Raw genomic sequence first — 20,233 nt, 5'->3', positions numbered from 1 at the left:
CTTACCGTTGCAGCATGGCACGGACCCGGCGACAGCCCAGCGAACGCATCCTCATCGCCGGCGGCGTCGAGGACCTGCCGGAGATCCACCGTCAGCTTGAAGACCTGCCGGAGAACGCGTACGGACAGGTCTTCGTCGAGGTCGCCCTCGACGAGCAGATCCGCATCCTGCCCGCGCCGCCCCGCGTGACCGTGACGTGGCTGGTCCGCAGCGCCCGCACCTCGGCGGTGTCGCCACTCGTCTTCGCCGACCACGGCGAGGCCCTCGCGCACGCCCTGACCGGCTGGGCGGCCGAGTGGTGCGTCGCCGACTGCGAGCCGCGCACGAGCGTCTGGATCGGGTGCACCGACAGCCCCTGGGTCGAGCGCGCACGTTCCGCCGTCCAGCTCGAGCTGAGCGACGCCGGCTTCGACACGCTCGTCGGCTGACCGCTGCCGGCTGGCGGCTGCTCGCCGCCGGTAAGGGCAGCCTCCGCTTCCTTGCGGCATACAAGAGAAGCGGGCATGGTTGTGTCCATCGGCAGCACCGAACTGGTCAGGACAGGCCCAGCGATCCGGTGTAACCACGACGCAGGAGGTTCAGACATGACCACGACCACCACCAGCACCACGACCACCACGTCCCCGTTCTCGACGACGCCGGAGCTCGCCGCCGGAGTGGCACAGTTCCTCGCCCCCGTCGTGATCGACCTCGAGGCACTCGTCGTCAACGGCAAGCAGGCGCACTGGCACGTCCGCGGCCGCAACTTCGTCGGTGTGCACGAGCTCCTCGACGACATCGTCGAGCACGCCCAGGCCTACGCCGACACCGCCGCGGAGCGCATCGTCGCCCTCGGCCTGCCGGTCGACTCGCGCATCGCGACCGTCGCCGCCAACACGACGCTGCCGCCGCTGTCGCAGGGCTTCCAGAACTCCGACGTCACCATCACCGAGGTCATCGCCCAGATCGACGCGGCCCTGCTGCAGGTCCGTCGCGCCGTCGAGGGTCTCGACGAGGTCGACCTCAACAGCCAGGACGTCGTCATCGAGATCGAGCGCGGTCTGACGAAGGACCGCTGGTTCCTGCAGGCGCACCTCGCCGCCTGAGTCGCGACCACCTTCTGACGGGAGGCCCGGTGCCAGCTGGCACCGGGCCTCCCGTCCGTCTGTGGTCGGGTCTGCCCACCGCGACCCGCTTCGACCCGGTGCGACACTCTCGATGTCGTTCGACAACGACCTTGTCGCCGCTCCGCGTGTGCAACCGTTGCGGGCGCGCAGTTGCGACGTACTCGATGTCGTACGACATCGGCGACGTCGCTGGTTGCGCGCGCAAGTACCCGCGCGTTACCTGTACCCGTGCCGGCCCTGCGACACCGACGAGATCGCGCGACACGCCGCTGGCGCGACGCCGAGGTTCCACGGACCGACGTTTCGGCGCGCGAGATGTGCAGATTTCGGAACCTCGGGGGACGTGAGCGGCGCGGCGGACGGGCGCGGCGCGGCGGGGGGACGTGAGCGGCGCGGCGGCGCGTCAGGCAGACGGGCGGACCAGGCCGGCCTCGTACGCCAGCACCACGGCGTGCACCCGGTCGCGCAACTGCAACTTCGCCAGCACCCGCCCCACGTGGGTCTTGACGGTCTGCTCCGCGATGAACAGGTCGCCCGCGATCTCGCCGTTCGACCGCCCGCGCGCCATGAGCAGGAACACGTCGCGCTCCCGGTCGGTCAGGACGTCGAGCACCTCGGTACGCGGAGCGGCGGTGACCGGTCCGGCGACGAACGCCTCGACCAGGTGCCGGGTCACGCGCGGCGCGAGCAGTGCCTCGCCCGCAGCCACCGTGCGCACCGCCGCGACGAGCTCGTCGGCGCTCGCGTCCTTGAGCAGGAAGCCGCTCGCCCCGGCCCGCAGGGCGTCGAACACGTAGTCGTCGATGTCAAACGTCGTCAGCATGACCACGCGGACGGGTCGGTCCGTCGGCGCCGCCGTGATCCGTCGGGTCGCCTCGATCCCGTCGAGTTCCGGCATCCGGACGTCCATCAGGATCACGTCCGGCTGCAGCCGGATCGCCGCGACCACCGCCTCGGCACCGTTCGCGGCCTCGCCCACGACCTCGACGTCGTCCTGGGCCTGGAGGATCGCCCGCAGTCCCATGCGGAACATCTGTTGGTCGTCCACCACCATCACCCGCGTCATCGGCTTCCCCCGTCGGCCGCCGGTACGCGGACGGGCAGGGTCACCACGACCGTGAAGCCGCCGTCCGCCACGGGGCCGTGGTCGATCGTGCCCTCGAGCGCCGTCACCCGCTCGCGCATCCCGGCCAGGCCGAAGCCACCGTCGTCGGGTGGTGCGGCCGGCACGGTGCCAGCGGGTGGAGCGGTGTTGGCGACCTCCACCCGGAGACGCGAGCCATGCCTCCTGACCGTCACGACGGTGGACGCGCCGGGCGCGTGCCGGGCGACGTTGCCGAGCGCCTCCTGCACGACCCGGTAGACGGTGAGCTGCGCGAGCCGGTCGACGTCGTCGGCGACGTCGACGTCGAGGTCGACGGGGATGCCGGCGGCGCGCGTGGCCTGCACGAGCGCGGGCAGGTCGGCGAGGTCCGGCTGCGGCGCGCGCTCGGCGGCGGTGTCCCCGCGTAGGGTACCGAGCAGCTGGCGCATCTCGCGCAGCGCGGTGCGGGAGGTCTCGGCGATCGCGGCGAACTCGGCGCGGGCCTCCTGCGGCAGGTCGGCCACCCGGTACGGGGCCGACTCCGCCTGCATGTGCACGACGGACATGCTGTGCGCGACGACGTCGTGCAGCTCGCGGGCGATCCGGGAGCGCTCCTCGACCGTGCGGCGCCTGGCCTGCTCGAGCTCGGCGTCGCGGCGGGCGGCGACGAGCTCCTGGCGGATGCTGCGGCGCTGCCCGATGACGACGGCGGCCGCGGCGACCAGGAGCGTGTCGCCGGCGGACACGACGAAGCTCGTCGCCCACACGGCGGGCTGGTCCCAGCGGCCCGGCGTCACCGCGACGAGCAGCAGGGGGAGCACGGCGGCGACGGCCCACACGATCGCGGTCAGCCGCCAGGTCGAGCGGACCCCGAGCACGACGAGCAGGACGCTCAGGCCGATGATGCCGGTGACCGGGATCGGCCACGGGCTCGTCTCGACCGGCGCGGTGAGCAGGCCGAGCGCGACGAGTCCGACGAGGTGGGCGGCGGCTGCGGTTCGGGGGACGAACGGGGCGATGCCGATGCTGACCGCGAGCACCGCCGACACGAGCAGGGAGAGCGGGACCGCGACGGCGTAGTAGACCGAGGTCACCGGGGCGGCGACGCTGAACAGGGACACCACCGCAACCACGAGAGCGATCCGGGTCGCCAGCGGCAGCCAGGTCGGTCGCGGGCGGAGCAGGGCGGTGGTCACGGTCGGACGATCTCTCCGGTGGGGACGATTCGGGGTGTGGCGGACGGGGCGTGCGTGACGGGTGTGGTGCTCGCGGTGGGCAGGTCGGTCGCGGGCACGTCGGTCGTGGGCACGACGGTCGTGGGGACGTCGGTCGTGGGGACGCCGGTCGTGGGGACGATCGCGGCGGCCGCTCGGGCGGCACGGGTGTCGCGCCTGCGGCTGATGCTACCGATCACCCGGTCGACCGCGATGCCGAGGCCGCCCGCGACCACCATCGACACCAGGGCGGCGACGAGCGGCTCGTGCAGCACCTGCGACGCGGCCAGGGCGATCCCGACCGAGGTCGCGGACCACGCCGTCCCGGCGATCGCGCTGATGGCGAGGAAGCGACGGTAGGGCAGCCGGGTCGCGCCGGCGGTCATGTTCACCGCGACCCGGCCGACGGGGATGTACCGACCGACCAGGATCAGGCTCGCGGACCGGCGCTGCATCTGCCGTTCGGCGAACGCGAAGGCCGCGGCGATCCGCGGCTGTCGGGACTGCGCCAGGCGGGCGAGTCCGATCCGGCGACCGATCCAGTACGCCACCGAGTCACCCGCGATCGCACCCACCGCGGCGGCCACCAGGACCCCGGCCATAACGGGCTGGCCGGACGTCGCGGCGATGGCGGCGACGGCTACGAGCGCGGACTCGCTCGGGACCGGCGGGAAGAAGCCGTCGACGAAGCACAGGGCGACGAGCACGACGTAGACGAGCGGACTCGCGGCCAACTCTACGACGAACGGGGTGATCTGGTCGAACACGGCGACGCTCCCTCCGCCGACGGACCTCGTCGACGGGTTCGACGCTACGGAGCGCCGGGAGCGCTGCCATCCCGCCGGGGTCTCGACGACCCCCTACTGCGGTATGACCTTTCCGTCGGTGGTCCCCTCGGGGTCGGGCGCGGCTGCGGGCGCGGCCGCGGTCGCGGTGGTCGCTGCGGCTGGCACCGCGGACCCGGCCGACGCTGCCGCGGCTTCGCGGATGCGCCGGACCACGGCCGTCGTGGAGTGCTCGGGGACGTAGTCGACCATGACCACCTCGCCGCCGTACCCGCGCACGACCGCCGTCTCGCGGAGCATCTCGGGCGAGTAGTCGCCGCCCTTGACGTAGACCTCGGGACGCAGCCGTTCGATGAGCGGGATCGGGGTGTCGGTCGCGAACACCGTCACCAGGTCGACGCAGGCCAGGGCGGCGATCACCCCGGCGCGGTCCTCGGCCGGGTTGATCGGGCGTTCCGGTCCCTTCAGCCGCCGCACCGAGTCGTCGTCGTTCAACGCGACGACGAGCAGGTCGCCGAGGTCCCGGGCCTGGCGCAGGTACGTCGTGTGCCCACGGTGCACGACGTCGAAGCAGCCGTTCGTGAACACCACGCGACGACCGACCTGACGGGCCCGTTCGACGGCGGCCGCGAGTTCGTCGTGGTCGACGACGGTCGCGGCCGGCGCCGTCACCGAGTCGAGCAACGCGGCGGCGCTGCAGACCGACGTACCGGCTTCGCGGACGACGACGTCGGCGGCAGCCTGGGCAACGGACACGGCATCACGGACGGACGCGTCGACCGCGAGCGCCACCGTCGCGGCGGCGCAGAACGTGTCCCCGGCTCCGGACGCCTGCTGCTCGGACGCCGGCACCGCGCGGGTGCGGAAGCCCTCGTCCGTGTCGGGCTCGAGCAGCACGGTGCCGTCGCGGTCGAGCGTGACGACGGCCGCGCGGGCACCGGTCCGGGCGAGGACGTCGGCCCGTGCACCCAGGACGGCGGCCACCCGGTCGGCGCCGTTTCCGAGGTCGCGTCCGAGCAGTGCTGCGGCCTCGCCGGCGTTGGGTGTGACGAGGTCGGGTCGCAACGGCGCCCAGCGGGGCAGGTCGTGCGCGTCGACGACGATGGACCCGGGGCGGTCGCGGTCGAGCACCGGGACGACGTCCTCGGCTCGGACGCCGAGTCCGTAGTCGCAGACGACCGCGGCGTCGGCGCACCGGACGGCTCGGGCGACGGCACGCCCCAGCCGTTCGTTGTGGTCAGCGGTCGGCGTACCAGCCAGGTCGTCGACCCGGACCACGACCCGGTCGCCACCGACCACGCGGGACTTCGTGGTGGTGCGCGCACCTGCGATCTCGACCAGGAACGCGGTGTCAACGCCCGCGGTCTCGAGCCGTTCGCGCAGGACGTCGCCGGCCTCGTCGTCGCCGATGAGTCCGACGAGCCGGACCCGGGCGCCGAGCGCGCGGGCGTTCACCGCGGTGTTCGCGGCACCACCGGGCACCGCGATGGTCTCGGTGACCCGGACGACGGGTGCCGGTGCCTCGCGCGAGACCCGCTCGGCCTCGCCCACGGTCCACCGGTCGAGGATGCAGTCGCCGATCACGACGACGAGCGGTTCGCGGTCGTCGATCGTGGCGACCAGGTCGCGGACGAGCCGGACGTCGACGCTCACCGTGTGCCGCCCGCGGTGCGTGCGGGTGCGGGCTCGAGGTGCACGACCGTGGTGGTGGTCATCTCGTCGAGCAGGTGCGGGCCGTACCCGAAACCCGCTCCGGAGGCACCTCGCGGCTGGGCACTGCCGCCCGGCGCACCACCGAACACCGCGTTGACCTTGACGGTGCCGACCGGCAGCTCCGCGGCGGCGCGCAGGGCGTGACCGGTGTCGTTCGTCAGGACGGTGGCGGCCAGGCCGTACCGGTCGGCGGCGGCGAGCCGGAGGCCCTCGTCGAAGTCGTCGACGACGCGGACGGGCGCGATCGGACCGAAGGTCTCCTCGGTCATCACGAGCATGTCGTCGGTGCACCCGGTGAGCACGGTCGCCGGGTAGAACGACCCGGCGCCGTCCGGGGTGAGCCCACCGGTCCGTGCCGAGGCACCGCGCTGCAGGGCGTCGTCGACGTGGGACTGCACGGTGCTGCGCAGCCGGTCGTCGACCAACGGGCCGTAGGTCGTCGCGGGTGCGGCGGTGCGGCGCTCCGCCTCGGCCACGAGGGCGGCGACGAAGGGCCCGGCGACGTCACGGTGCACGTAGACGCGCTCGACGCTGGTGCAGATCTGCCCGGTGTTCGCGAACGCGCCAAGCGCCACCTGGGCGGCCGCCCACACCGGGTCGACGTCGGCATCGACGACGACCGCGTCGTTCCCGCCGTTCTCACGGACCACGTGGGCACGCGTCGCGACGGCGACCTCGGACAGCCGGTCACCGGTCGCGGTGGACCCGACGTGCGCGTACACGTCGATGCCCTCCTGGGCGAGCAACAACTCGCCGGTGGACCGGTCCCCGTCCACGCCGACGAGCACGCCGTCGGGCAGGACCTCAGCGAGCAGGGCGTTCAGGCGCGCGATGGTGGCGGGGGACCGCTCGCTGCACTTGTGCACCACGGTGTTGCCGGTGACGATCGCGGCACCGAGGATGCCGCAGGCTACGGCGACCGGGTCGTTCCACGGCGTCAGGGCGAGCACGACGCCGCGGGGGTGCGGGACGGCCCAGTCGGCGGCCCCGAACTGCCCGCGCAGCGCCTCGCCGCGGTGCACCGGTCCGAGCTCGGCGTACTGCACGAGCGTCCCGACGCCGGCCTCGACCCCACCGAGTGCGTCACCCGGCACCTTGCCGGTCTCGCGGGTGTTCAGGTCGGCGAGTTCCTGGGCGTGTGCGCGCACGTGCTCGGCCGCCGCGTGTAGAAGCGCCCCGCGCTCGGCCGGGGCGGTGCGCGCCCAGGGGCCCGCAGCTGCCCGGGCGCGGGCGACCGCATCGCGGACGTCGGCTTCGGAGGCACGGGGCACGGTCGACGCGACCGTCCCGTCGACGGGGTCGGTCACCACCAGGTCCGTGGCGGCGTCGGCAGCAGCAGGTGCGATCGTCATGGTGTCCTTCCGGAGGGCGGGCGGGGGTCAGACGGTGCTCGGACACCGCTGTGTGCCGACTCGACTCCGCGCTTCGTGTCCATCGGTGGCTGTCCGCCGCCCGGTGCTGGACGTCCCACCGGGATCCGACCGGTAGACGAGAGGCGTGCAGCAGATCGGTGTGGGCGGAGAACGGTTCGACGGCGTGACCGAGATCGCGGTGCTCCGCGGCGGGGGCCTCGGCGACCTGATGTTCGCCGTGCCGGCCCTCGAGGCCCTCGCCGCTGCCTACCCGGACGCGCGCACCACGCTCCTCGGCACGCCCGCCGCGGCAGCGGTCCTGGGCGGTCGGACCGACGCCGTGCACGCCTTCGAGGAACTCCCGGTCGCACCAGGTGTCCGCGACGCCGGCGACGACGCTCCTGATGCCGAGGACTTCTTCGCGCGGCTGGCCGGCCGGTTCGACCTCGCGGTGCAGCTGCACGGTGGGGGTCGCAACTCGAACCCGTTCCTGCTCCGCCTCGGCGCCCGGCACACCGTCGGCACCGCGACCGAGGACGCTGAGGTCCTCGAGCGCTGGGTGCGCTACGTCTACTACCAGCACGAGGTCCTGCGTGCCCTCGAGGTCGTGTCGCTCGCGGGTGCCGCCCCCGTCACGCTCGATCCGCGGGTGCGCGTGTCCGACGACGAGCGGGCAGCGGTCCGCGAGCGGCTCGGCGTCGCCGGGGACGGCACCCGGCTTGTGGCGATCCACCCCGGGGCGACGGACCCGCGCCGCCGTTGGAGCCCCTCACGATTCGCCGAGGTCGCCCGTGTCTGGCTCGCCGCCGGGGACGACGTGGTGCTCGTCGGCGACGCGTCCGACGTGCCGGCGTCGACCGCCATCGTCGAGGCGCTGCCCGCCGACCTCGCCGGACGGGTGCACGACCTGACCGGTGCCGTGCCGCTCCGCGAGCTCCCCGCCGTGCTCGCCGCCGCCGACGTCATGGTCGGCGACGACTCCGGCCCGCGGCACCTGGCGGTCGCCGTCGGGACGCCCACCGTCGGCGTGTTCTGGTTCGGCAACGTCGTCAACGCCGGGCCGTTCGACCGCGGGCGCCACCGCGTGCACCTGTCCTACGTCACGCGCTGCCCGGTCTGCGGGATCGACGTCACGCAGGTGGGGTGGACGGCCGAGCGCTGCGCGCACGACCCGTCCTACGTCGACGAGGTCGACCCGCAGTGGGTCCTCGACGACGTCGCCGACCTGCTCCGCACCGTCTGACCGCGGCACCGTCTGACCGCACCGTGCGCACGTCCCCACCCCGTGCGCGGTTGACCGCTGCGTGCTGCGCTGCAAGCGCGCACCACGCCGTCTACCCCGCACCAGGCAACGCAAGCCGCACCGTGCGCAGGTCCCCACCCTGTGCGCGGTTGACCGCTGCGTGCGGCGCTGCAAGCGCGCACCACGCCGTCAACTCCGCACCAGACAACGCACGCCGCACCGCGCAGGCAACGTGACAAGAAGGACGGACGGACGGGAGGCACGGTGCCAACCCGGCACGCGCCTCCCGGCCGCGCCGTGCGCACGTCCCCACCCGGTGCGCGGTTGACCGCTGCGTGCGGCGCTGCAAGCGCGCACCACGCCGTCAACCCCGCACCAAAAGACGCACGCCGCACCGTGCAGGCAACGTGACAAGACCGACGGACGGGAGGCCCGGCGCACGGCCGGCACCGCCTCTCCCGGCCGCACCGTGCGCACGTCCCCACCCGGTGCGCCGTTGACCGCTGCGTGCGGCGCCACAGGCGCGCACCACGCCGTCAACTCCGCACCAGACGACGCAAGCCGCACCGCGCAGGCAACGTGACAAGACGGACGGATGGGAGGCCCGGTGCCAACCCGGCACGCGCCTCCCGTCCGCCCCGTGGCGACGACCAATGCGCCTGGCAGCGGCGCGGCGCGCAGCGAGCGCCTACGGCCAGCTCGGCTCCGTCGCGGGCATGATCGACAGCTCCCGGATCTCGCAGCCAGCCGGCTGCGCCAGCGCGAAGAGGATCGCGTTCGCGACGTACTCGGGCTCGATGAGCTGCGCGTCCGGACCCGGCTTGTACTGCTCGGTGCGGTCGGCGAAGAAGTTCGTGCGCATGCCGGCCGGGATCACGTTGGTGACACCGACGCGACCGGCGGTCTCGGCGGCCAGGGCCTGCGAGAAGCCGCGGACGCCGAACTTCGACGCCGAGTACGCGGTGCCGTCGCCGACGCCGCGCAGGGCGAGCGACGACGAGATCGTGACCACACGTCCGTGCGCTGCCTCGAGGGCGGGCAGTGCGGCGCGGACGACCGAGGCGGTGCCGATGAGGTTGACCGCGACGATCTTCTCCCAGTTGCCGGACGAGATCGCGTCGATCGGTGCCGGGGTGTCGATCCCCGCGGCGGTCACGACCGCGTCGAGTCCGTCGTGACGGTCGGCCGCCTGGCGGACCGCCTGCTCGACCGCGTCGGTGTCCGACACGTCGACGGCCACGGCGTCGATGCCCTCGGACACCGCGTCGACGCGCAGGTCGAGGACGATCGGGGTGCCGCCGGCCTCGACGACCGCGGCGACGACCGCTGCGCCGAGTCCGGAGGCGCCGCCGGTGACGAGGACGCGACCGATGGGGGTGGTGGGGACGGGCATGGAATTCCTTCCGTAGGGGCGTGGGTCCGTCGGGTTCAGCCGACGTGTTCGAGGGCTGCGGCCAGGCGGGTCGTCGAGCGGCCGGGGTGGAACGGGACGGTGACGACTCGTCCGCCCCACTCGGCGAGGGTCGCGGCCTCGGGCAGCTCGCTCGCGGTGTAGTCGCCGCCCTTCGCCCAGACGTCCGGGCGGAACCGGCGAAGTGCCTCGTCGGGGGTGTGCTCGTCGAACACCACGACGGCGTCGACGCAGTCCAGGGCGAGCAGCAGCTCGACGCGGTCGTCCTGGGTCATGATCGGCCGGTCCGGACCCTTGAGCGCGCGGACTGAACTGTCCGAGTTGAGGCACACGACCAGGCAGTCGCCGAGTGCCCGCGCGGCCGACAGGGTGCGGGCATGCCCGGCGTGCAGCAGGTCGAAGCAGCCGCCGGTCGCGACGACGGTGCCGCCGGCGCTCCGGACCTCGTGCACGGTGCGCAGCGCGTCGCGGTCGGCTCCCGGTACCCGGAGCGGCGCGGGGCCGTCGTCGGCGAAGAGCGCGGTGACGCCGCCGGCGGCCAGGTACTCGGAGGCCGCGACCACACCGGCGGCGACGGCGTCGGCGACGTCCGCTCCACCGGCCAGTGCGACGGCGACACCGGCCGCCAACCGGTCGCCGGCGCCGCACGGGTCGCCGACGGTGACGGAGGGTGCCGGCACGAAGCGGCTGTCCGAACGGTCGTCGGCGAGGAGTGCTCCGCGGTCGCCGAGCGTCACCGCGACGGCGCCGACACCCCACTGCTCGACGAGGGCCGCCGCGGCCACGGTCGCGAAAGCCACGGTCGCGAAGGGCACGGTGGCGACGGGCACGGTGGCGACGGGCACGCCGTGGCCGTCGACGTCGGTGAACCGGCGGGCCTCGGCGGCGTTCGGGGTGGCCACGGTGATGCCGGGAACGGGTGCGGCGCCCTTCGGGTGCGGGTCCCAGACCACGGGGGTGTGCTCGGCGAGGCGTGCGAGGGCCTCCCGCAGCGCCGGAGCGGCGGCGACCCCGCGGCCGTAGTCGGCAACCACGATCGCGTCGGCGTCGTCGAGGGCGGCCGTCATGGCGTCGGTGGCCTCGGGCACGGGCGGGGTCGCACAACCCTCGTCGATGCGGACGAGCGCGTGGTCGACGACGCGCACGCGGGTCTTCACCGGCGTCGGGGCACCGGAGGGCCCGGCGACCACGGTGACGTCGGGGAGCAGGTCGCGGAGCTCCTGCGCACGGGCGTCGTCGCCCAGGACGGTGACCAGGGTGACGTCGTGTCCGTCGCGCACCAGCATCGTGGCGACGAGTCCGGCACCCCCGGCGCGGCGGTCGTCGGTCGTGACGTCGACGACGGGCACGGGTGCGTCCGGGCTGAGCCGATCGCTGGTGCCGGCCACGTCGACGTCGAGCAAGGTGTCGCCGACGACGACGATCCGCAGGCGACGACCCGCCGCGCGGTGGGGCCCGGCCGGTCGCTGCGCGGCCGGCTGCTGGGGCGTCATCGCCGGACCCCGCGGCGCAGTGCGGGCTCCATCGCCCGGCACAGGGCGTGCACGAGCACGAGCTGCGCCTCCTGCACGTTGGCGGACGGCCCCGCGATGCAGATCGCGTCGTCCACGGCCTCGGCGAGGGGGTTCGGCCGGGGCCCGGTCATCGCGATCGTCCGGGCACCGACGGCGCGGGCGGCCTCGGCGGCGCGGAGCAGGTTCGGGCTCCTGCCGCTGGTCGACAGCAGCACGACGACGTCACCCGCCCGGGCGTGCGCCGACACCTGTCGCGCGAAGACCTGGTCGAAGCCGTAGTCGTTGCCGATCGCCGTGACCGCCGAGGTCTCCGCGTGCAGCGAGATCGCGGAGTAGGCGGGGCGGTCGCCGTCGAACCGTCCGGTGAGCTCCGAGGTCAGGTGCTGCGCCTCGGCGGCCGACCCGCCGTTGCCCGCAGCGAGCAGGCGGCGACCTGCGACGAGTCGGGCCGCGATGTCGTCGGCCCAGGCGGCGATGTGGTCGTGGTGGTCGACGAGCGAGGCGATCACGGGGACCGAGGCGGCGACGTGGTCGAGCACGATGCGCGCACTCGCGGTGGTGTGCTCGTCGATGCCGGGCTGCTGGTCGATGGTCATCGGGCGGTCCTCTCGGTCGGCTGTGCGGCACGCGGGACCCGTCCGGCGTGGGTGGCGGTGCGCTGCGGTGCGCCCGCCGTGGTGGTGCGCTGCGGTGCGCCCGCCGTGGTGGTCGGTGCGGCCACGGCGACGGCACCGGCCAGCAGCCGCTCGTACACGCGCTCGCTGTCGGCGGCCACCTTCTTCCACGTGTACCGCGACTCCGCGCGTGCACGGCCGGCCCGGCCGAGGGATCCGCGGCGGTCCGGGTCGTCGAGCAGGGCGCCGACGGCAGCGGCGACCTCGGCCTCGTCGCGCGGCGGGACGTGCAGGCCCGTGCCGTCCTCGACGACGGTGTCGATGAGCCCACCGACACTCGACGCGACGACGGGTCGACCGCAGGCCATCGCCTCGAGCGGGACGATGCCGAACGGCTCGTACCAGGGTGCGCAGACCACGACGTCGGCGCTCCGGTACACGGCGGGCATCTCGTGCTGCGCCAGCTGTCCGCGGAAGGTCACGTGGTCACGGACCCCGAGCGACCGGGCGAGGGCGTCGAGCCGCTGGTACTCGGGGTCGTCCACCAGGTCGGCCCCGGCGACACCGGCACCGCCGACGACCACGAGTTCGACGTCGCGCCCCTCGGCGACCAGGGCGGCGAGTGCGGCGATGGTCGTGCCGACGCCCTTGCGCCGGACCAGCCGCGACACGGTGAGCACCCGCTGCGGACGGCCGCGCTCCTCGACGGGCCCGTCGGGGCGGAACAGCGCGACGTCGACACCGCACGGCACGACGGAGATGCGCTGCAGGGGGACGCCGAGGGCCTTCAGCTCGAAGGCCTCGTCGGAGCACGTCGCGACGACCTGGTCGGCGCTCCGTCCGACGGCCGGTTCGAGCCACTCGCGCTCCGCGGGACTCGTGTCGGCCGAGCCCTGGTGCCGACGCTTCACGACGCCGAGCGCGTGGAAGGTCTGCGCGACGGCGATGCGGGTGCCGCCGGTCCGGGCCTGCACCTGCGCGACGGCGTCGAGTGCCGCGTGCCCAGACATCCAGAAGTGCGCGTGCACGACGTCGGGCCGGTCCACGAACCACTCCGCGGCGAGCACCGACGCGAACGTCCCCATGAAGGGGAACAGCTCGTCCTTCGGCACGTGCCGCGCCGGACCGGCGTCGACGTGCACGACGTCGACCCCCGGACGCAGCGGCGCCCGGACCGGCGCGGATGCGTCGTCACGCCGGGTGTAGACGGTCACCTGGTGCCCGCGGTCCGCGAGCGCCCCGGACAGTTCGGCCACGTGGACGTTCTGTCCACCGGCGTCGACACCGCCGAGCACGGCGAGCGGGCTCGCGTGCTCCGACACCATCGCGATCTTCATCGGAGGCTCCCCTCGAACGTGGCCGAAGTCGGGGCCGAGGCCGTGGCCGAAGTCGGGGCCGAGACCGCCCGGTCGCGCCGGGCACCGCGGGTCACGGCGTCGTCGAGCAGGTCGTCCCAGTCGGCGGTGAAACGGCCGAGCGCGTGCCGTGCGAGTACGGCCTCCCGCGCCACGGCCCCCCGTCGGCGCGCCTCGTCGGGGTCCTCGATGAGGATCCGGGAGGCCCGCACCAGCTCCTCGACGTCCGTCGCGATCGCGCCGGCCTCGCCCGGCACCGTGCGGGCCGCGTCCGTCGTCGCGAGCACCAGGACCGGCATCGCCAGGTGCATCGCCTCGAGGAGCGACAGGCCGAGCGAGGTCCACCGGTTCGGGTGGACGTACGCGCGGCGTTCGGCGAGGGCCGTGTGCATCGGGTCGGAGGGCACGTCACCGCGGGCGACCACGGCGTCGCCGAAGCCGAGCTCCGGCAGCCGTTCGGTGCCCATGCCCCAGACGTCGACGGGTGCCACGGCCGCGAAGCGGGGGAGCAGGTCGGTGCCGACGACGCGGTCCCGGCGGACGGGCTCGTTGATGACGACGCCGAGGCGGTCGAGCGAGCCGGTGTAGCGCGGGCCGGGGTCGACGACGCCGTGTTCGACGACCGTGGTGCGCGTGGTGCCGCAGTCCCACATCAGCGCGTTCCAGTGCGTGACGTGCGCGATGGTCAGGTCGTCGCGGTCGCGGAACGGGTGCAGGCTGTTCGGCACGTCGACGCGGGGCGCGTTGTGCTCGACGAAGACGATCGGCACGTCGCGACCGGCCAGCAGGCGCTTCGCCGCGTCGAGTTCCTCGGTGCGTTGCAGGACGACCACGTCGACCTCGGCGTCGGCGACGTCGGCGGGGTCGATCTCGATCGCCGACGCCGGCCAGGCGCGCCCGCCACGACCGAGGCCCCAGGCGTCGCGCGCCGGCGTGGTCGGGATCAGGTACTCGTGCGGGCCGCGGACGAAGGCGTCCATCCAGCCGCCGTGCACGTGCCAGACGAGGATGCGCATGCGGGGCCTTTCGGTCGGTCGGGCACGAGGAGAAGGGGGAGCAGTGGCGGACGCTACGCAGCACCTTCTGGCGCGCTCCGCAGACTTCTCGGTTCCATCCGCGAAGCGCGGTCGAGCAGCCGTTCGTGGGCCGCGAGCACGTCCTCGATGCGCACCGTGGACAGGCACGGGTGGCCGGGGACGGGGCACTCGCGGGCACGGCTGAGCCGGCAGGGAGCCGCCTGGTCCCCGAGCAGTTCGACCAGCGGTGCGTACGGCGCCCACCGGACGGCGGGGACGACGGGCGAGAAGAGGCTGACGATCGGTGCGCCGACCGCCGCGGCGAGGTGCGCCGGCCCGGTGTTGCCGACGACGACGACCTCGGCACCGGCCAGGACCGCGGCGAGCTCGGCGGGCGTGGTCCGACCGCCGAGGTCGATGCCGGTGGCGCCGGCGACGGCCGCGGTCAGGTCGCGTTCACCGGGGGAGCCGGTGACGACGACGGGCACGCCACGCTCGGCGTACGCGGCGACGAGCTCCCGGTGGTGCGACGCCGGCCACGACCGGGCGGGGACGCTGGCGCCGGGGTGCACGACCACGTACCGTCCCAGCCCGGCCACGGACCGGGGTGCGACGGCGTCGTGACGCACCACGAGCCTCCCATCGTCCTCCGGCGGCAGCCGGAACCCGGCCGCGTCGGCGATCCGCAGCGCGCGCTCGGGTTCGGGGAGGTCCTCGGGCAGGTCCTCGCCGGGTCGCAGGCGGACGTCGAGGAGCGACCCCGGGTGGTCGACCGAGGCCCCGGAGACGCGGGGGACACCGGCGAGGCGGAGGAGCAGCGCCAGGGGCAGCGGCGACTGGTGGAACGAGGTGAGGACGACCGCTTCGTCGGGTCGCTCCTCGGCGACGAGCGCGCGGAACTCGGCGAGCACGGCGTCGTCGATCGGCCGCGCCGTCTCGGTGACCCAGGGCGCTGCCCACACCCGGACGCGGTCCACACCGGGCAGCAGGTCGGCGGCCGGGGTGCCCTGCGGTCCGCACAGCATCGTGATGTGCGAGGCACCGGCGGCGACGGCGCGCACGGCGGGGCCGGCGACCAGGACGTCACCGAACGAGTCGAGGCGCGCCACGAGAACGCGGGGACGGCTCACGTGCGGTCCGTCCCGACGGTCGACGGACCGGCCGCGGCGATCACCAGGTCGACGGCCTCGGCGAGGGTCGCCGCGACGGTCTCGGCGTCGTCGACCTCCTCGGGTCGCGTGCGCGGGGTCGGCACGAGCACGCCCTGCGCTCCTGCGGCCCGCGCCGCCTGCACGTCGGCGCCGATGTCGCCGACCACCACGAGCGCGTCCGGCGGGACCCCGAGTCGCTCGGCGGCGTCGAGGACCATGCCCGGCCGCGGCTTCCGGCAGGCGCAGTCGTCGCCGGCGTCGTGTGGGCAGACGCACCAGACGTCGAACGGCCCGACGAGCGCGTCCACGCGGGCGTTCGTCGCGTCGACCTGCTCGCGCGTCGCGAGGCCCTTCGCGACCACGGACTGGTTCGTGACCACGCCGAGCAGCAGCCCGGCTGCACGAGCCCGCTCCACGGCGCGACGGGCACCGGGGACGGGCACCACCAGGCGCGGGTCGGCGTTGTACGGGACGTCCACGACGAGGGTGTCGTCGCGGTCGAAGAGCAGGCCGCGGATCGCGCGGTCCGGAGCGAGGGGCATGGCACCGGAGTACCGGTCGGCGGCCGCGTGCCGGCTCAGGACAGCCGGGGAACGCGCCCGCTGCCGACGCCACCAGCGGACACCGCCTACCGTCGCGCCCGTGACCGCACTCGAGACCCTGCCCGCCGCCGACGGACGCCCGGAGCTCGTCGTCCTCCGCGCCATCAAGCTCGGCGACCTCCTGGTCGCCGTCCCCGCGCTCCGCGCTCTGCGACGGGCCTTCCCCGACCACCGCATCACCCTCGCGACGACGGCGTGGCTGGCGCCCGTCGTCGAACTCGTCCCCGCCGTGGACGTCCACCTGGCGCAGCACGGCCTCGACCACCCGATCAACGCCCCCGCCGGCACGGTCGACGTCGCGGTGAACCTGCACGGCGCCGGCCCCGAGTCGTCCGACCTGATCGCCGCCCTGCAGCCCCGACGGGTCATCGGGCACGCCGACCCGACCCACGGGTACGACGGTCCGGAGTGGCCGTCCGACGTGCACGAACGCGACCGCTGGGCGGACCTGCTCACCTGGCACGGCGTCCCCGCCGACGCCGACGACGTGCCCGTCGACCGCCCCTCGGCACCGCCCGTGGTCGCCGACGCCGCGGTCGTCCACGTCGGTGCCTTCCACGGGGCGCGGCACTGGCCCACGGACCGCTTCGCCGACGTGGTGCGCGGACTGCGGGAGCGCGGTGCCGACGTGGTCCTGACGGGAGGCGCGGACGACGTCGTCCGTGCACGTGCCGTCGCGGACGCGGCCGGCCTGGCGCCGGGGGCGGTCCTGGCCGGCTCCCTGGAGCTGCAGGAATTCGCGGGCGTCATCGCCGCGGCGCGGCTCGTGGTCACCGTCGACACCGGTGCGGCGCACCTCGCGACCGCGTACGGCGTGCCGTCGGTGGTGCTCTTCGGCCCGGCGCCGCCGGAGGCCTGGGGACCGCCCGCGTCGGGTCCGCACATCGTGCTCACCGATGCCTCGGTCCGGCGCGGCGACGTCTTCGCCGAGGACCCCGACCCGGCGATCCTGGCGGTCGGCGCGGCCGACGTGCTCGCCGCGGTGGACCGGCTCGACGTGCTCGGGGTGACCCCACAGGCGGCCGACCGGTAGCGTCGACCGAGAGCCACCCGGACCCACCGGGCACTCGGAAGGAGTCCTTCGTGTTCGAAGCCGCCAACATCCGTGACTGGATCGGCCTGCCGGTCGTCGACGAGGCCGAGGACAAGGTCGGGACGCTCGAGAGCATCTACTACGACACCGCCACGTCCGAGCCGGCGTTCGGTGCGCTCACGACCGGGATGGTCGGCTTCCAGAAGCTCGTGTTCGTCCCCCTCGTCGGGGCGACCGTCGCACCGAAGCACCTGCGCGTGACCTTCCCGAAGAAGCTCGTGAAGGACGCACCCTCCATCGCGACCGACGGTGAGCTCGACGCCGCGACCGAGCCCGAGCTGTTCCAGCACTACGGCCTCGAGTACCGCACGGGCAGCGGCGGCGAGCGTCGCCTCGGACGCCGCTGAGGCCGGAACTGCTCCGGATCGCCCGCCGGCCACTGCGCGCTGCCCTGGCGGTGGTCGGCGCCGTCTGTCTCGTGGCGGCGGGCCTCGGCGGGTCCGTCGGCGCGCCGCCGGCCTCCGCGGCGCCGATGTGGCCGGTGCCCGAGCCGTACCCCGTGACCGCCGACCCCACCGAGACGCTCGACGCGGTCCCGCCGGGCAGTGAGTACGTGGCGCTCGGCGACTCCTACTCGGCCGGGTACGGCCTGGGGGACCGCACCGGGCTGCCGACGAACGCCTGCGTGCAGTCGGCGCGCGACTACCCGCACCGGCTCGCGGCGCAGTTCGGGCTCGCCCTGACCGACGTCACGTGCGCCGGCGCCACGAGCGCCGACGTCACCATGGGCCACCAGTTCAAGGGCGTCCCACCCCAGATCGAGTCGTTGTCCGACCGCACCCGACTGGTGACCCTGACGATCGGCGGCAACGACGCGGACCTGTTCGGCACGGCGGCCTCGTGCCTGGCGATCTCCGCGAGCGGCCCGGTGTTCTCGGGCCGCGACGCCCCGTCGTGCGAGAGCACCCTGGTGCAGGACGGCGTCGACCAGCTCGCCGTGAAGATCCAGTCGCGCGTGGCCCTCGGCATCGCCGACACCCTCGGCGCGGTGCAGCGGGCCGCCCCGAACGCCGTCGTCGTGTTCCTCGGGTACCCGGCGATCTTCCCGGACGCCGAGGACACCCCCGCGAAGGGCTGCTTCCGGTCTGCACTCGACCTCGGCACCCTGGCGGGCTCGTTCCCGTCGGACACCTACCCGTTCACGGACACCGACGTCGAGTACCTGCACGGTGTCCAGGACGAGCTCAACGAGGTCTCCCGGTCCGCTGCCGCCGCCGCCGGGGTGCGGTTCGTCGACGTCTTCGCGAGCACACAGGACCACTCGCCGTGCGCCGCGTCGAAGCGCTACGTGGCCGGGGTGACGCTCACCGGTTCCGGCGACCTGCGGAAGATCGACCTGAAGGCCGGCGCCCTGCACCCGAACGAGCGCGGCGTCACGTACCTGACCGCGCGGATGGCCGCCGCGATCCGCGCCCTCGCCGGCTGATCCCACCGGCGGTCTCGGTCGCCGTGGCCGCTCGGCTGTCCGGGTGCGCCGCCGGCGGGACCACGCAGACCGGGGCGGCGGTCTCGCGCACGACGTCGTGGAGCAACGAGCCCGAGAGCGCGCGCACGTGGCCGCGGCCGAGCACCACCAACGACGCCCGGCGGGTGTGCGACGCGATGGCGTGACCCGGGTGGCCCTCGACCAGCAGCGGACGGATGCGGAGCGACGGGTACCGTGCGGCCAGCACGGACGTCACCCGCTGCAGCAGCTCGGCGTTGCTCGTACGCCACCGGAGCGGGTCCTCGGCGAAGTCGGTCAGCCCGGTCCGGGTGAGCACGGGCATCTCCCACGCGCGCAGCAGCGTCAGCCGTCGGTTCCGCCGGACGGCCTCGTCGACGGCGATCGACACCGCACGTTCGTCGATCGGGTCCTCCACCGCGAGCACCACGTCACCGTCGATCGGGTGCGGACCCTCCGGCACGACCACGGTCGGGACGGCAGCACGCTCGGCGACCCGCGCCGGGTCACCGCCGGCCGTCGATCCGCGCCGGTGGCGGAAGCTCCCGATCACGAGCAGGTCACCGCCGTCCGACTCCTCGACCAGGGCTGCGGCGAACGGACCCGCGTGCCGGTGCACCTCGACCGCCACACCGGGCAGGGCGGTCCGCGCGGCCTCGGCGAGCTGGTCGGCGACCGGAGTCCGGCCCTCCAACGCGTGGTCGGCGCCGATGATCCGCAGCCGCTCGACATCGGCGTCGGCGCGGGCCACGATCCACCGCAGGGCCTCGTCGTGGGGCATCGCCGCATCGGCGGCCAACGTCACCGTCGTCCATCGCTCGTCCATCCCGATCGGCCTCCTCCGTCGCAGGCTTCGGGGGCGTCACCTGGCGCTCCGTGCGCCACACGGTACTCCGGTCGGGGGCGGTGGAACCGGCCGTGCGCAGCGGTGGAACCGGCCGTGCGCGGCGGTGACCGCGAGCGCCGGACGTGGGCCGGGCCTCCCGTACGACGCCGCGTAGTCTCGCAGGCGTGGTGGTGAGCGCCGGACTGTTGCTGCACCGGACCGGTCCGGCCGGGCCGGAGGTCTTCGTCGCGCACATGGGCGGGCCGTTCTGGCGGAACCGGCCACGTGCCTGGTCGATCCCGAAGGGACTCGTCGAAGCCGGCGAGGACGCGCTCGAGACTGCCGTGCGTGAGTTCGGTGAGGAGATCGGGGTCCCCGCACCCGTGGCCGCCGACGACGTCACGGACCTGGGCGAGTTCCGGCAGGCCTCGGGCAAGCGCGTGCGGGTGTTCGCCGCCCCGGCCCCGGCGTTCGAGGTCGCCGTCGTGCGGAGCAACACCGTCCGGCTCGAGCTGCCACGCGGTTCAGGACGGTTCGTCGACGTGCCGGAGGTCGACGACGCCCGGTGGGTGCCGGTCGCCGAGGCGCGGGAGCTGCTCGTCGCGGGCCAGGTCGCCGCGGTGGACGCGCTGCTCGTGCTGCTCGACGGGCCGGATCCGGCCGGGTGAGCGCATCGCCCGTTGCGGGTGAGTCACGATCGGGTGACGGTC

The 20,233-nt window shown here is 74.4% G+C and carries 20 protein-coding genes; 7 read left to right on the top strand and 13 right to left on the bottom strand.

The window, feature by feature from the left end; translation table 11 throughout:
• The first annotated feature begins 14 nt into the window (after window positions 1–14).
• Together M4960_RS02005 and M4960_RS02000 are read left to right on the top strand one after the other, a co-directional pair.
• Window positions 15–428 (top strand): SIP domain-containing protein, encoded by a 414-nt coding sequence (locus tag M4960_RS02005; RefSeq protein ID WP_248703325.1) that lies wholly within the window; start codon window positions 15–17, stop codon window positions 426–428.
• Between the two features lie 156 nt (window positions 429–584).
• Window positions 585–1,085 carry a Dps family protein gene (locus tag M4960_RS02000; protein WP_111084072.1) on the top strand — a complete coding sequence of 167 codons (501 nt, stop codon included), beginning with the start codon at window positions 585–587 and terminating at the stop codon, window positions 1,083–1,085.
• A gap of 424 nt (window positions 1,086–1,509) precedes the next feature.
• On the opposite strand, the gene M4960_RS01995 is transcribed toward M4960_RS02000, so the two are convergent.
• The 5 genes from M4960_RS01995 to M4960_RS01975 form a co-directional block, all read right to left on the bottom strand.
• The gene (locus M4960_RS01995; RefSeq protein ID WP_123292794.1) at window positions 1,510–2,172 is read right to left on the bottom strand and encodes a response regulator transcription factor; all 663 of its coding nucleotides are present in this window, start codon (window positions 2,170–2,172) and stop codon (window positions 1,510–1,512) included.
• On the bottom strand, window positions 2,169–3,386 hold the full coding sequence (locus M4960_RS19555) for a sensor histidine kinase (protein ID WP_248703324.1): 1,218 nt from the start codon (window positions 3,384–3,386) through the stop codon (window positions 2,169–2,171). The genes M4960_RS01995 and M4960_RS19555 overlap by 4 nt, the downstream gene beginning before the upstream one ends.
• A complete protein-coding gene (locus tag M4960_RS01985) occupies window positions 3,383–4,171 on the bottom strand; it encodes a DedA family protein (RefSeq protein ID WP_248703323.1) in 789 nt (262 codons plus the stop codon). Before M4960_RS01985 ends, M4960_RS19555 begins: the two co-directional genes overlap by 4 nt.
• Window positions 4,172–4,264: 93 nt before the next feature.
• A complete protein-coding gene (gene rfaE2 / locus M4960_RS01980) occupies window positions 4,265–5,842 on the bottom strand; it encodes a D-glycero-beta-D-manno-heptose 1-phosphate adenylyltransferase (RefSeq protein ID WP_248703322.1) in 1,578 nt (525 codons plus the stop codon).
• Window positions 5,839–7,254: an aldehyde dehydrogenase gene (locus M4960_RS01975; protein WP_248703321.1), complete on the bottom strand. Its 1,416-nt coding sequence runs from the start codon at window positions 7,252–7,254 to the stop codon at window positions 5,839–5,841. The genes rfaE2 and M4960_RS01975 overlap by 4 nt, the downstream gene beginning before the upstream one ends.
• Window positions 7,255–7,399: 145 nt before the next feature.
• Here M4960_RS01975 and M4960_RS01970 point away from each other — a divergent pair, with 145 nt between their 5' ends.
• Entirely contained in the window at window positions 7,400–8,497 is a 1,098-nt protein-coding gene (locus M4960_RS01970) for a glycosyltransferase family 9 protein (RefSeq protein WP_248703320.1), read from the top strand.
• Window positions 8,498–9,185: 688 nt separating this feature from the next.
• Here the strand turns inward: M4960_RS01970 and M4960_RS01965 are convergent.
• From M4960_RS01965 to M4960_RS01935, 7 genes are read right to left on the bottom strand one after another with little or no spacing between them, the layout of a single operon-like run.
• Window positions 9,186–9,890 carry an SDR family oxidoreductase gene (locus tag M4960_RS01965; RefSeq protein ID WP_248703319.1) on the bottom strand — a complete coding sequence of 235 codons (705 nt, stop codon included), beginning with the start codon at window positions 9,888–9,890 and terminating at the stop codon, window positions 9,186–9,188.
• A gap of 35 nt (window positions 9,891–9,925) precedes the next feature.
• Window positions 9,926–11,338, bottom strand: a complete 1,413-nt coding sequence (locus M4960_RS01960; RefSeq protein ID WP_248703589.1) for a PfkB family carbohydrate kinase — start codon at window positions 11,336–11,338, stop codon at window positions 9,926–9,928.
• Between the two features lie 59 nt (window positions 11,339–11,397).
• Window positions 11,398–12,018 (bottom strand): SIS domain-containing protein, encoded by a 621-nt coding sequence (locus M4960_RS01955; protein WP_123339609.1) that lies wholly within the window; start codon window positions 12,016–12,018, stop codon window positions 11,398–11,400.
• Window positions 12,015–13,373: a glycosyltransferase gene (locus M4960_RS01950; RefSeq protein ID WP_173168558.1), complete on the bottom strand. Its 1,359-nt coding sequence runs from the start codon at window positions 13,371–13,373 to the stop codon at window positions 12,015–12,017. Before M4960_RS01950 ends, M4960_RS01955 begins: the two co-directional genes overlap by 4 nt.
• Entirely contained in the window at window positions 13,370–14,407 is a 1,038-nt protein-coding gene (locus M4960_RS01945; protein WP_173168559.1) for a glycosyltransferase, read from the bottom strand. Before M4960_RS01945 ends, M4960_RS01950 begins: the two co-directional genes overlap by 4 nt.
• Window positions 14,408–14,460: 53 nt before the next feature.
• Complete coding sequence (locus M4960_RS01940; protein ID WP_248703318.1) at window positions 14,461–15,537, bottom strand: glycosyltransferase family 9 protein; 1,077 nt, start codon at window positions 15,535–15,537, stop codon at window positions 14,461–14,463.
• Window positions 15,534–16,100, bottom strand: a complete 567-nt coding sequence (locus M4960_RS01935) for an HAD family hydrolase (protein WP_173168560.1) — start codon at window positions 16,098–16,100, stop codon at window positions 15,534–15,536. Before M4960_RS01935 ends, M4960_RS01940 begins: the two co-directional genes overlap by 4 nt.
• A gap of 100 nt (window positions 16,101–16,200) precedes the next feature.
• On the opposite strand from M4960_RS01935, the gene M4960_RS01930 reads away from it, so the two are divergent.
• The 3 genes from M4960_RS01930 (at window position 16,201) to M4960_RS01920 (ending at window position 18,679) form a co-directional block, all read left to right on the top strand.
• Window positions 16,201–17,193: a glycosyltransferase family 9 protein gene (locus M4960_RS01930; RefSeq protein ID WP_248703317.1), complete on the top strand. Its 993-nt coding sequence runs from the start codon at window positions 16,201–16,203 to the stop codon at window positions 17,191–17,193.
• 50 nt (window positions 17,194–17,243) lie between these two features.
• Window positions 17,244–17,600: a PRC-barrel domain-containing protein gene (locus M4960_RS01925; RefSeq protein WP_111084060.1), complete on the top strand. Its 357-nt coding sequence runs from the start codon at window positions 17,244–17,246 to the stop codon at window positions 17,598–17,600.
• Window positions 17,601–17,752: 152 nt separating this feature from the next.
• Window positions 17,753–18,679, top strand: a complete 927-nt coding sequence (locus M4960_RS01920) for an SGNH/GDSL hydrolase family protein (RefSeq protein ID WP_173168562.1) — start codon at window positions 17,753–17,755, stop codon at window positions 18,677–18,679.
• Here the strand turns inward: M4960_RS01920 and M4960_RS01915 are convergent.
• Window positions 18,627–19,523 (bottom strand): universal stress protein, encoded by an 897-nt coding sequence (locus tag M4960_RS01915; RefSeq protein WP_248703316.1) that lies wholly within the window; start codon window positions 19,521–19,523, stop codon window positions 18,627–18,629. The genes M4960_RS01920 and M4960_RS01915 overlap by 53 nt on opposite strands.
• Window positions 19,524–19,714: 191 nt before the next feature.
• On the opposite strand from M4960_RS01915, the gene M4960_RS01910 reads away from it, so the two are divergent.
• On the top strand, window positions 19,715–20,191 hold the full coding sequence (locus tag M4960_RS01910) for an NUDIX domain-containing protein (protein WP_308221989.1): 477 nt from the start codon (window positions 19,715–19,717) through the stop codon (window positions 20,189–20,191).
• Window positions 20,192–20,233: the final 42 nt, after the last annotated feature.

Source organism: Curtobacterium sp. MWU13-2055, assembly GCF_023242305.1.
Lineage (GTDB): Bacteria > Actinomycetota > Actinomycetes > Actinomycetales > Microbacteriaceae > Curtobacterium.
Note: the sequence above shows the minus strand (reverse complement) of the source record. Positions and strands in the feature narration are given on the sequence as shown.

Coding starts and splice junctions, on each gene's coding strand:
- M4960_RS02005 (WP_248703325.1), top strand. CDS start 15: ATGGCACGGACCCGGCGACAGCCCAGCGAACGCATCCTCATCGCCGGC.
- M4960_RS02000 (WP_111084072.1), top strand. CDS start 585: ATGACCACGACCACCACCAGCACCACGACCACCACGTCCCCGTTCTCG.
- M4960_RS01995 (WP_123292794.1), bottom strand. CDS start 2,172: ATGACGCGGGTGATGGTGGTGGACGACCAACAGATGTTCCGCATGGGA.
- M4960_RS01975 (WP_248703321.1), bottom strand. CDS start 7,254: ATGACGATCGCACCTGCTGCTGCCGACGCCGCCACGGACCTGGTGGTG.
- M4960_RS01965 (WP_248703319.1), bottom strand. CDS start 9,890: ATGCCCGTCCCCACCACCCCCATCGGTCGCGTCCTCGTCACCGGCGGC.
- M4960_RS01955 (WP_123339609.1), bottom strand. CDS start 12,018: ATGACCATCGACCAGCAGCCCGGCATCGACGAGCACACCACCGCGAGT.
- M4960_RS01950 (WP_173168558.1), bottom strand. CDS start 13,373: ATGAAGATCGCGATGGTGTCGGAGCACGCGAGCCCGCTCGCCGTGCTC.
- M4960_RS01945 (WP_173168559.1), bottom strand. CDS start 14,407: ATGCGCATCCTCGTCTGGCACGTGCACGGCGGCTGGATGGACGCCTTC.
- M4960_RS01935 (WP_173168560.1), bottom strand. CDS start 16,100: ATGCCCCTCGCTCCGGACCGCGCGATCCGCGGCCTGCTCTTCGACCGC.
- M4960_RS01915 (WP_248703316.1), bottom strand. CDS start 19,523: ATGGACGAGCGATGGACGACGGTGACGTTGGCCGCCGATGCGGCGATG.